Below are 12,059 nucleotides of genomic sequence, written 5' to 3'. Positions count from 1 at the left end.
GTGGATCGTCAATAAATTTTTGTGGGCTGGATACATGCGATCAGTCATGTCAAATGTCAAGATCCAACTTGATGCTCGGTCGATCGATTAAATTTTCGGCGATCGATTGTTATAGTGGAAAGAGCGCATGTCGATCAGAATTTATGCAAAATCCAGCAGCAGAATTTATCGGGCAAGTTTTATGCGATCGCTATCAGATCGACAAACAGTTGGGGCAAAAGACTGGCAGACGCACATTTTTGGCGATCGATCTCCAGACAGAATTGCCAGTTGTTATCAAATTACTGATTTTTAATAATGAGTTTATTTGGGACGATCTCAAATTATTCGAGCGCGAAGCCGAAACCCTCAAACATCTCGATCTGCCAGCGATTCCCCGCTATCTAGATTATTTTGAATTTGACTTACCAAATTTAAAAGGGTTTGCGCTCGTGCAAACTTATATCGATGCGCGATCGCTCGAAGAAGTGGTGCGTTCGGGCAGACGGTTTACTGAGAGCGAATTGCAAGAATTTGCGGTATCGATGTTAGATATTCTCGATTATTTGCACTCACTCCAACCACCAGTGATTCATCGAGATATTAAACCTAGTAATATCCTACTTACCAATCGATCGGGCAATAGTATCGGCGATGTCTATCTCGTCGATTTTGGTTCGGTGCAAAATGTGGCTGCCAAGGATGGCGGCACGATGACGATCGTCGGCACTTATGGATATATGCCGATGGAGCAATTCGGTGGCAAAACCGTCCCAGCTTCCGATCTTTATAGTTTGGGTGCAACTTTGATTTATACGATCGCGGGTGTACATCCTGCCGATTTGCCTGAAGATGATGGCAAAATTCAGCTACCAGTTAATAATCTGAGCAAAAGCTGGCGACGGTGGATCGAAACGCTGACGGAAATCAGTCTGAAGAAACGTTTTCCCGATGTCACAGCAGCAAAATTAGCACTAGCAAGATTAGACGATCGCGATCTTGTGGTGAGAGAAAAACCTTATGGCAGTGAGATTGCGATCGCTAAACAGGCAGATCAGATCGAGATCGTCATTCCCGATCGCCGTTACCCGATTGGCTGGGGAATTGCGTTGTTATTAAGTATATTTGTCGCACCCATTTTTGGATCGATTTTGAGCTTAATTCTCATGAGTATAACGGGAAGTTACCTAATCGCTTTCTCATTATGCTATCAGTTTTTACCATTTACGCCATTTTTGTATAACTTTGCCTATTATTTCTTTGGTAAGTTACATCTAAAAATTGACAAAAACCAGATTAGTGCTCATCGGCAAATAGGCGATTTTCGGCTTGGTGAGCAGACTCCTACTAGTCTGCGATCGAATATCGATCGTCTCAGCTATTATGATTTTAAACCTCAACCAGAGGGCAAGCATAAAAAATTAGTGCCCAAAGAGATTGTCATTTTTGCTGGTACAAGAGAGTATCGAATTTACAGTCACAGTGAAGCTGAATGTGAATGGTTGCTTGCGGAATTAAGTGAATACTTGGATTTGCCAGTCCGTAGATAACTGATGAAATCAATGTGAATTTAATAGTCAAAGTCAGGCAGCGCGAGTAGGGGCGATTGGATCAGTTAACTTAGATTAAACAATCATCGATCGAGTTGCATATCGATCGCGACCCCAGCTTCGATGATAAAATTTGGGTCTAAAACTACTCGACCTGACTAATTTTTTATGAATACTCCCGTCTATCCCGTCCGCTGGCAAACCGATCGCGTTTTGCTAATCGATCAAAATCGGCTGCCGAATGAGTATACTCATGTCGAAATTAGTCGGGTGGAAGATATGGCACGAGCGATCTCGACGATGATCGTTAGAGGTGCGCCGGCAATCGGGGTGGCGGCGGCGTATGGGATGTATTTGGGTGCCAGAGATATTCCGACGACAGACAAAGCTGAGTTTTTGATCCAACTTACTGAGATTGGTAAAACACTTAGAGCTACTCGTCCGACGGCGGTAAACTTATTTTGGGCGATCGATCGGATGGAGGCGACAGCACGTAATTGCGTGGGGAGTGTTGCCGAAATCATGCCGCAATTGCTAGTAGCCGCGCAACAGATTAATGCTGATGATATCGCAACTTGCCAAGCGATCGGCGCGCATGGGTTGAAGGTTTTACCGAGTAGTCCTGAGAAGTTATGTTTGTTGACACATTGCAATGCTGGTGCCTTGGCGACTGCTGGTTATGGTACCGCGTTGGGGGTAGTACGTTCGGCCTGGACGCAGGGACGATTGGCACGGTTGTACGCTGATGAGACGCGGCCGCGATTGCAAGGGGCGAGATTGACTAGCTGGGAATGCGTTCAAGAAGGGATTCCGGTGACGGTGATTGGCGATAGTATGGCCGCACACTGTATGAAACAGGGTTTAATCGATGCGGTGGTAGTCGGAGCAGATCGGATTGCGGCGAATGGCGATGCTGCTAATAAAATCGGTACTTATAGTCTCGCTTTGGTAGCTAAAGCGCACAATATTCCGTTCTTTGTGGCGGCACCACGATCGACGATCGATTTTAGTCTTAGCGATGGGAGTCTAATTCCGATCGAGGAGCGGCATCCGTCCGAGCTGTACCAAATCGGCGAAACGATCGTCTGTCCGCCCGGTGTTGAATTCTACAATCCGGCTTTTGACGTCACACCAGCCCATTTGATTCAAGCAATTATTACTGAGTTTGGGGCATTTGCACCAGCAGAGGTCGCGAATATCCAAACTATGTAATCAAACTATCCCCGCGACCTCGATTTCCAGTATCCAGATTTGCCGCTGTGGACTTATTGATTTGGTTTGGGGGCAATTTGTATCGCTGGACTCGGCTGGTGCGCAATCCCCGTGTCAAAATTCGACCAATTCTCATAAAATAAAAGTAAGTTGACTATTGTCAAGCAAGAAATGACTTAATTTATTCCAGCAGTTTGTCGAATCTTTGGTCGAGGAGATCGGCTAATCGATGTGTCAAGATAAACATAATTGGTAATCGATCGGCGGCATACTTTGGATAACTTGCAAGTGAGTGATGAGAGCGTACGCATAGTGAATCCGATCGGATCTACGCTTCAACAGCGTTATCAAATCCTGGAACAATTGGGGCACCACGGATCGGTCACTACATATCTAGCTATCGACCTGCAAGTTCCAGGTAATCTCCAACTCAAATGCGTGGTTCATCAATATGAATTGCCCGATGCCAACTCCGATAGTCCTGAGTGGAAACAAGCAATTAGTAAGGCTCAGAGTCTCTACGATCTCAGCCGCAAAGTCGAGCGATTGCCGATAATTTACAGTTATTTCGCCCAGGAACGATTTTTTTACATTGTCAGAGAGTTTGTGGCGGGAATGCCCTTATCACAAGAATTAGCGGCTGGGGTTAACAGTAATAATTCTCCTCACGATCTACCAGCCCGGACTCTGTCGCAAGTAGTCATGCTCCTGGCTGATTTGCTGGAAGTCCTGCGTGATATCGAACGGTGTGACATGACACCCGAGCGGATCTCAATTACTAATATCATTCGCCGCCAGCTTGATGGCAAACTTGTCCTGCTAAATCTACCACTAGCAATTGAGATCGCCAGCTCGATGCAGACAACTGGAGACAACCTGTCATTAGTAGGCGAAATCGCGATCGCAGCGGCTACAGGTGCCAATCTCCCGCTGACAACTAGCCAGATCGCTCAATGGCAACAGTTAGAAACCCAGATCGATGCTCCACTGGAGAGGATTCGCCAACGACCCGAACTAATCGAGATCGTCGATCGATTGTTGGCGACCGAACCCGCGCTGGCATATCCATCAATAGCCGCCGCTTGGCAAGCGGTAGTGAGTGCGATCCCCAAACTGCTCGTCCATCGGCATGCGGGGGTACAGCAGCGGACGGAGATTGCCAGAGAGGTTAAGCTAGCGATCGATCGGGGAACGGAACTCTACGCTGTCGGTAATTGTCGAGCGGCGATCGCGGCATACGAGCAGGCACTAGGACTCGATCCTAACTGTGTGGATGCCTATTGTGGGCGAGGCAATGCACTCCGGTTTTTAGGAGATTATGCTAGTTCTGAGGCTGATTTTCAGATGGCGATCGGACTCGATCCCGATTGTGGGGTGGCTTATATCGGGCGCGGACTGGCAGTCTGTTTTGGCGCGCCATCATCGCTCGATCCCCATGCTGATTTTGAGCTGGGCAAAAACTTACTCGCTCACTCGACAAGTGCGATCGAGTATGTGATGCGGGGTACCGCCAAAGCTCAATTGAACGATCCTCAAGCCGCGATCGCTGATTATAGTATCGCGATCAAGATGAATCCGCGCTTATTGTTGGCATACAATAATCGGGGCAATTTATATCAATATTTAGGCGAGTTAGAGCGTGCCCTGGCAGATTTTAGTCAGGTATTGAAGATCGACTCCCGATCGGCGATTGCTTACAATAACCGGGCGATTATTTATACCCAACACGGTCAGTTTGCCGCAGCGGTTGCCGATTATCAAAAAGCGATCGAACTCCAGCCGGATTTTGTGAGTGCCTACAACAATCTCGGCAATAATTATTGTCAGATGGGCAAGTATTCAGAGGCGATCGCCCAATACTCTCAAGCGATCGTCTTCGATCCCAACTTTGCGGTTGCTTATAGCAATCGCGCCAATGTTTATCGGATTCGGGACGAAATCGAGCTAGCTTTGGCTGACTACGATCTAGCGATCGAACTCGATCCCAATTTGGTCATCGCTCACTACAATCGGGGGATTTGCTATCGACAAATCGGCAATCATCAAGCCGCGATCGATAACTATACTCAAACCATCGCCCTCGATCGGCAATATCTTCATGCCTATTACCATCGTGGGAATGCTCGTAAATATTTGGGCGATCATCATGGGGCGATCGCCGATTATACACACACGATCTGTTTCGATCCCAATCATCTCAACGCTCATTACAATCGGGCGATTACCCGTAGTGAAATCGGCGATGTTTCTGGCGCATTGGACGATCTCGATCGCGCCATCGGGTTAGATCCGGCATTTAGTGCGGCTTATTACCAGCGCGGCTGGCTCTTAGCCAGCGATGGCGAACACCAATATGCACTGGCAGAATATCAACGAGCCATCGCGCTCAATCCCGATTATCTCAATGCCTATTATCGCCGAGGCTGTAGTTATCAGAGTTTGGGCGAACTCTCCGCTGCGAGTGCAGATTTTAGTCACGCGATTGCACTCGATCCGAACTATGCGCCTGCTTATTATCAACGGGCGAAGGTGTCCGAGTCGATCGGCGATCGCACTGGCGCAATTAGCGATTATCATCAGGCTGCCAATCTCTATCTCGATCGGGGCGATAGTAAGACTTATCAGTATATTTTGCAGATTCTCGATCGGTTGACTAGTCGGAATTAGTTTGGGAGTAGCGAGTTGGGAGTTCGGGACGGGGCGATAGATTAACGATCTTGGCAATGTGCTGACGATCGAGCGGTACGATCTGGGTACTCTAAACCTGTTGAGTACTCCAGTTATTGCGCCTGTGAAATCATCGATCGCCCATCCCGCCCAAGTTGTCGCGCGCCCCGATACCAGTGAGGCGTTGCGTTATGACATTCTGGGTGTCTTGGGAGAAGGTGGCAGCGGTGTGACTTACCGCGCACTCGATACCACCACTCAACAATTAGTCGCTCTCAAAGCTTTGTCGCTCCATCAGATCGATGACTGGAAGGCGATCGAATTATTCGAGCGCGAAGCCCAAGTCCTCAGTACGCTCGATCGCGAGGGCATTCCCAAATACATCGACTATTTTACGACCGATCTCGATGGCGATCGTTATTTTTATATCGTCCAAGAATTAGCTCCAGGCAAAAATCTGTTGGAGTGGATGCGTGGTGGTTGGCGGGGATCGGAAGCCGAAGTCAAAACGATTGCGATCCAAATCCTGGAAATCTTAATCTATCTCCACCGCCATTATCCGCCGATCGTCCATCGCGATCTCAAGCCGAGTAATATTCTCAAAACTGAGGATGGCCAGATCTTTCTCGTCGATTTTGGGGCGGTACAGCAAACTTATCACGATACCTTTCTACGTGGCAGTACTGTCGTCGGTACCTACGGCTATATGGCTCCCGAACAATTTCGCGGACAAGCGGTACCCGCGACAGATTTATATGGTTTGGGGGCGACGATTTTACATCTACTTACTCATCGATCGCCTGCGGAGATTCCTCAAGATGGATTGCGTTTAAATTTTCGCGATCGATTACAGGTATCGAGTAGTTTTGCCGACTGGTTGGAACGGATGTTAGAGCCAGATGTTGGCAATCGGTTTAGTTCATCAACTAAGGCTTTAGAAGTCCTCAAAACGCCACCCAAATCGAAATCGAAACCGACATTCAGTAAACTCGATCGGACGTTAATCGGCATTACTGGATTGACTTGTTTGATACTGCTATTTGGATTATTCGATCGCTATAAATACTATTGGTTGGGACTAGCGGGTTTCGTGCCGACAGAACCATTTCAAGTGATATCCGATCGCCCCAATCTATCACAGATGCAAACATATCTCGATCGGGGATTCGATGTGAATGCTAAAGATGCTAATAATCGATCGCTGATCTATCATGCGATGAATAAAGATCTGCCTGACATCGTAAAAATGCTGATCGAACGCGGTGCAGACACTAGCGATGCGGCTAATCTCATCGACGCAGAATCAGAAAAACTCAAAACTATTCAAAGTAACAAGGGAGATGAAGATAACCGACTCAAGCAAATTTACGATCCAAACAAAGCATCTTTACAACAACAAAATGAAGAAAAATATCTAAAAAGCAAGAAACAAATCGAAGATAATTATGTTAATGGCATTGCTTATTATGCCGTACAGCATAATCAGATTGCAATTCTAGAGCTGCTACTCAAACGTGGATTCAATCCCAATCGTATGTATCCAGATGATAATAAAATATCATTTTTACATTTAGCTAGCGTTCATCCAGATGGTGCCATCGTCAAACTGTTACTCGATCGCGGTGTCGATCCAAATATCCAAGATAGCTTGGGTTGTACGCCATTACATACCGCGATCGTTCGAGATTTGATGCCCTATAGTTATAAATTATCGAGCTATGTGAGTTTCGATCAAGCTAATAATGCTATTTCCAAACAAGCAATTGTCTATCTGATCCAAGCAGGTGCAAAATCTGATATATCTTGCAATCTCAACGATCGAATTAAAGATCGACAGAACTATCGACGATGGGATCGAACTTACTATAGTAAGGGCGATAAAATCGACACAGTGGGTAAACTAATTGCTTCTAAAGGATTCGATCGATATGGGATCGATATGAATCAGTACAGTACACCATATCAACTATTACCATTCTTCGACTCTACTGGCATCGATCTCAATTCAGATCGTCGATCGAACTAAATTCAACTTAGCCCACACCATCAAGATGCTCCAAGTCGCAAAAACTCTCAACGATCGCTATGAAATCATCGACACATTAGGCAAAGGTGGGATTGCGACTACTTATGCAGCCAAAGATCTCGAAACCGATCGGACTGTAGCAATTAAAGTTATGTCATTGCGGCGCGCTCAAGATTGGAAAGCGATCGAGTTATTCGAGCGTGAGGCGAAGATCTTAGCCCAACTAAATCATCCGTGCATTCCCAAATATTTAGACTACTTCCAGATCGATACCGATCGCGATCGGGAGTTTCATATCGTCCAATCTTTAGCACCAGGAACACCATTATCGGTACTGATCGATCGTGGGTGGCAACCAGAAGTTGCCGAAGTCGAACAGATTGCCGTACAGATCTTAGAAATTCTCACTTATCTCCACCATCTCAGCCCCCCAGTAATTCACCGCGATATTAAGCCCCAAAATTTGATTAAAAGTGCGGATGGTAAAATCTCGCTCGTAGATTTTGGGGCAGTTCAAGACACCTATCACCAAACAGTTACTGGAGGCAGCACTGTCGTCGGTACCTATGGTTATATGGCTCCCGAACAATTTCGCGGACAGGCATTTTTATCTACTGATTTATATGGATTGGCAACAACTTTATTGTTTTTGCTAACGCGGGAAGATCCAAGTAAATTGCCGCAAAAACAACTTAAAATCAACTTTAAATCCACGCTCAAATTACCGCGTCAATTTGCCGATTGGCTCGATCGAATGCTCGAACCGACAGTCGAACAGCGATTTACAACAGCGGCAGAAGCCCTCGCCGTATTGCAAGGATTGCAAAAACTCCCGCCGCTAGTTGCCAACAATCGCCCGCGTAAACCGAATGAAAGTCCGATTCGACTAATTGCCGATGAAACCGAACTCAAAATTAATTTACCAGCAGTAAAACTACGGACGACTGGCAGTCAGCAATTGTGTTTGGTAGCAGCACTGCTCAATTTTATCCTCGCGATCGCTATTTATGCGATCGCGACAGTATCGCTGAAAATCGATCCCTTTCGGTTGTTTCTATTTGCAATCTTTGGATTGACATATACAGCCGGAGCATTAGGAATGCTAGCGTACAATGTCTATGGCAACTTTGCACGCGGGCAACTAGAGATATCCGGCAATCGCTTACAACTCAAACGCTGGTTATTCGGGCATTTAGTTTATAAAGCAACTACTAATCTCGACCAAATCGATATCTATCGGACGCATAAAAAACTCTCAGTCTTACCATTCGATCGATCGCGAGTTAGCATCAAATTTATTGGTAAACCAAGTCTATTCTCACCATTATTTAGGTGGTTACAACGATACACCTTAATTGGTATGACCGGAATCGAATTAGCAGATCGACAGTACGCGCTCGGATTACTATTAGATGCTGCTGAAAATCAGTGGTTAGTAAGTGAATTGACTATTTTTGTCGATCGAGCATTACGTCGCCAACAAATCTATCGAGAACGATTAGATCTACTGAAAACTAATAATTAATTATTCGTTGTATTAGTTACACTTTGCCCGAGCGAATCTATACTTTGACATTGACCTCGGCTTTGGGTGTAACAAAATAATCTCCACGATCGTCAACGCCGATTTGACCGAGTGATTCATCACCAGTAATCAATCTCGCCCCACGTTTGCGAGTGAAATAACTCCACGTCCACTGAATAAAGACCACCAATTTACTGTCAAATTCAATCAAATAATAAATATGGACGAACACCCAAATCAACCAAGCCAAAAAGCCCGACAATTTGATCTTACCGAAATCAGCCACCGCTGAATGTCTACCAATGACAGATAAACTGCCAGCATCATAATATTCAAATGCAGGCATCGTCTGACCATTGATTCGCTTGATAATAAGGTCAGCGACATATTTGCCTTCTTGAGTGGCAACAGGTGCTACACCTGGCAAAGGCTTGCCATCAGGCTTGGTAAAGTTAGCCAAATCGCCAATAACAAAAATTTGAGGATTGTCTTTAACGCTTAAATCAGACTCGACCATTACACGCCCCACCCGATCGAGTTCGGCACCAGTATGATCTGCTAAAATCTTGCCCATTGCCGAAGCTTTGACTCCGGCTGCCCATAAGATCGTCCGCGCGGCTACCGTCTCGCTATTCTCGCCCTGACGAATGGTCACTGTATCATCTTCGATATTTGTCACCAAGGCTTTTGTCTGCACCTTCACGCCCAATTCAACTAGGGATGCTTCGGCTTTGGCGGAGAGTTCGGGAGGGTAGGGGGGCAATACTCGATCCAAACCTTCAACGAGAATAATCTTTGCTTCGGACGTATCGATATTACGGAAATCTTTTTTGAGCGTGCTATAAGCTAATTCCGCGATCGCGCCTGCCAATTCTACCCCAGTCGGGCCGCCACCAACGATTACAAATGTCAACCACGCGCGACGTTTTTCGAGATCGGTTTCTTTTTCTGCCGCTTCAAACGCCATGAAAATCCGGCGGCGCATCTCTAGCGCATCTTCCACCGTTTTCAAACCTGGAGCCGTCGGTGCCCATTGGTCGTTCCCAAAGTAATGATGACTGACACCTGTGGCGACAATCAGCGTATCGTAAGTAATTTCGCCCTTGTTTAAGGTGATTTTCTGTCCGTGCGGATCGATATCACGCACCTCGCCCATTAGCACTTTAGTATTTGGTTGCTTATTGAGGATCGATCGTAATGGCGAGGAAATATCTGCAGGCGATAACCCACCCGTCGCTACTTGATAAAGGAGGGGCTGAAATAGATGAAAATTACGTTTGTCGATCAGCGTCACCCGGACGGACGGATCGCCCAATGATAATGCTGCGTGTAGTCCGCCAAAACCGCCACCAACGATAACGACATGATGCGGTGACTGGTGCTCGACTTGATTGGTCACGATCGGGTTTCCTCAATTCAATCTTAGTTGCTCATTATAGCCACGAACTTAAGCGATGGGTGGATCCAACGCCTAAAATCATGAGTATTTATACTTAGTGTACTTCATATTCACCCCAGGACAAGTTAGGTCACCTGACTTGCTACGTTAAGTCTAAAGCCCAAGCAGGGAAAGGATCTTAGCGGAGGGAGACTTTGAGAGATATAGTAGAGAAAAGCTACACGCGAGCGGTCAAAAAAATGCTCGAATGGTGGACAAAAAACTTTTCAAGTTGCCAATTGGGAGATGAGCGATTGGAACCGAAGAAAGCAAGTTTTTCAAGAGTTTAAGACTAATCTTGCCTTCTATTCCCACGCACATATCATCTCATACTTGCCACCGTCTAAGTATTTTGGCATCAGGGAAGAAGTCAATTCTCAAGGGGCGATCGAAGCTCCTATCGTCTTGCTAGAAATCGTCCTGCTCTCATCCTGCAAGCTTTATCGGTGGCAGCGATCGAGTATGTTAGCGAGATCGAGCGCACTAGCATAAACCAGGAATGGGAAGCCATCTGCCACCAAATCTATGTATATGATGATGTCAGATTTTTCCTTTCTCCCCTCAATATGACTGATTTCCCACCCGAAGTTGGTGACTCTTCTGCTGACAAAGCATCGCCATTACCAGCGATCTGTAAAATAAATTTTGCTACCAAACTCGCCTATGGAGCGGGAGATGTTGGAGCGGCGATTACGTCGATTTTGCTCTTATCCTATCTATCGCCGTTTCTCACCGATGTCGCGCATCTATCCCCAGGATTGGCGGGACAAAGCCAACTAGTCGGCAAGGTTTGGGATGCAGTTAACGATCCGATGGTGGGGGTATTGAGCGATCGCGGACAGATTTTTAGCGATAAGATCCGCAAACGGTGGGGAAGGCGTTATCCGTGGATGTTGTGGGGGGCAATTCCATTTGGGCTGTTTTTTGCATTGCAATGGATCGTGCCATTTCCCGAAACCAATCAACTGGGCTTATTTGCTTTTTATACGTTAATTTCAATTTTATTTAATACCTTTTTTACGGTCGTAAATTTGCCCTATACTGCGCTGACTGCCGAACTTACAGAAGATTACAACGAACGTACCAGTTTGAGTACGTTTCGGTTTACATTTTCGCTGGGGGGTAGTATCGTTGCGCTGCTGATTGCGCGTGCGATCTTTCAACAACTTCAAGATCCTGCCACCCAATATCTCACGATCGGCATAATTTGTGCCGTGCTGTCAGTACTGCCGTTGTTTTGGTGCGTATTTGGTACGATCCGCCGCGCTAAAGCCGTCGCAGACAGACATCCAGCCGAATTGGAGCCAGTATCGATTCCCCTGCGGGAGCAATTACGCCTGTTATTTAACAATCGTCCCTTTCTACTCGTGGTGGGAATTTATCTCTGTTCGTGGTTTAGCCTCCAACTGACTGCGGCGATTATTCCGTATTTTGTCGTCAGTTATATGGGCTTAAAACAGCAGGATTCGCCCCTGGTAATTTTAGCCGTTCAGGGGACGGCTTTGGTGATGTTGTCGGTGTGGAATGCCATCAGCCAAAAGGTGGGCAAAAAAGTTGTCTATTTTATCGGCACGGGATTCTGGATCGTTGCCCAAATGGGTCTATTTACGCTCCAACCCGGTCAAACTACTCTAATGTATGTCTTTGCGGTCATCGCTGGTT

Annotated in this window: 8 protein-coding genes; 7 read left to right on the top strand and 1 reads right to left on the bottom strand. The window is 46.3% G+C overall.

Going from position 1 to position 12,059, the window contains the following annotated elements; all coding sequences use genetic code 11:
• Nucleotides 1-143: 143 nt before the first annotated feature.
• From RMO27_RS08295 to RMO27_RS08275, 5 genes are all read left to right on the top strand, one after another.
• Nucleotides 144-1,529 carry a serine/threonine-protein kinase gene (locus tag RMO27_RS08295; protein ID WP_309731219.1) on the top strand — a complete coding sequence of 462 codons (1,386 nt, stop codon included), beginning with the start codon at nucleotides 144-146 and terminating at the stop codon, nucleotides 1,527-1,529.
• Between the two features lie 168 nt (nucleotides 1,530-1,697).
• Nucleotides 1,698-2,741 carry an S-methyl-5-thioribose-1-phosphate isomerase gene (mtnA, locus tag RMO27_RS08290; protein WP_309731217.1) on the top strand — a complete coding sequence of 348 codons (1,044 nt, stop codon included), beginning with the start codon at nucleotides 1,698-1,700 and terminating at the stop codon, nucleotides 2,739-2,741.
• 312 nt (nucleotides 2,742-3,053) lie between these two features.
• Nucleotides 3,054-5,408, top strand: a complete 2,355-nt coding sequence (locus RMO27_RS08285; protein WP_309731215.1) for a tetratricopeptide repeat protein — start codon at nucleotides 3,054-3,056, stop codon at nucleotides 5,406-5,408.
• Nucleotides 5,409-5,508: 100 nt separating this feature from the next.
• Entirely contained in the window at nucleotides 5,509-7,434 is a 1,926-nt protein-coding gene (locus RMO27_RS08280; protein ID WP_309731213.1) for a protein kinase domain-containing protein, read from the top strand.
• Between the two features lie 25 nt (nucleotides 7,435-7,459).
• Nucleotides 7,460-8,959, top strand: coding sequence for a serine/threonine-protein kinase (locus tag RMO27_RS08275; protein ID WP_309731211.1), 1,500 nt, complete (start codon nucleotides 7,460-7,462; stop codon nucleotides 8,957-8,959).
• Nucleotides 8,960-8,996: 37 nt separating this feature from the next.
• On the opposite strand, the gene RMO27_RS08270 is transcribed toward RMO27_RS08275, so the two are convergent.
• A complete protein-coding gene (locus RMO27_RS08270) occupies nucleotides 8,997-10,358 on the bottom strand; it encodes an NAD(P)/FAD-dependent oxidoreductase (RefSeq protein WP_309731209.1) in 1,362 nt (453 codons plus the stop codon).
• Nucleotides 10,359-10,643: 285 nt separating this feature from the next.
• Here RMO27_RS08270 and RMO27_RS08265 point away from each other — a divergent pair, with 285 nt between their 5' ends.
• The gene (locus RMO27_RS08265; protein ID WP_309731207.1) at nucleotides 10,644-10,889 is read left to right on the top strand and encodes a hypothetical protein; all 246 of its coding nucleotides are present in this window, start codon (nucleotides 10,644-10,646) and stop codon (nucleotides 10,887-10,889) included.
• A gap of 74 nt (nucleotides 10,890-10,963) precedes the next feature.
• Nucleotides 10,964-12,059 (top strand): MFS transporter (locus RMO27_RS08260; protein ID WP_309731204.1); only part of this gene is annotated, 1,096 nt, incomplete at its 3' end.

The organism is Chamaesiphon sp. OTE_75_metabat_556 (assembly GCF_031378165.1).
Classification (GTDB): domain Bacteria; phylum Cyanobacteriota; class Cyanobacteriia; order Cyanobacteriales; family Chamaesiphonaceae; genus Chamaesiphon.
The sequence above is the reverse complement of the archived record's forward strand: the minus strand, read 5'-3'. Positions and strand labels throughout refer to the sequence as shown.

Excerpts from the sequence above, each read along its gene's own strand:
- RMO27_RS08295 (WP_309731219.1), top strand. The coding sequence starts at position 144 with ATGCAAAATCCAGCAGCAGAATTTATCGGGCAAGTTTTATGCGATCGC.
- mtnA (WP_309731217.1), top strand. The coding sequence starts at position 1,698 with ATGAATACTCCCGTCTATCCCGTCCGCTGGCAAACCGATCGCGTTTTG.
- RMO27_RS08275 (WP_309731211.1), top strand. The coding sequence starts at position 7,460 with ATGCTCCAAGTCGCAAAAACTCTCAACGATCGCTATGAAATCATCGAC.
- RMO27_RS08265 (WP_309731207.1), top strand. The coding sequence starts at position 10,644 with ATGAGCGATTGGAACCGAAGAAAGCAAGTTTTTCAAGAGTTTAAGACT.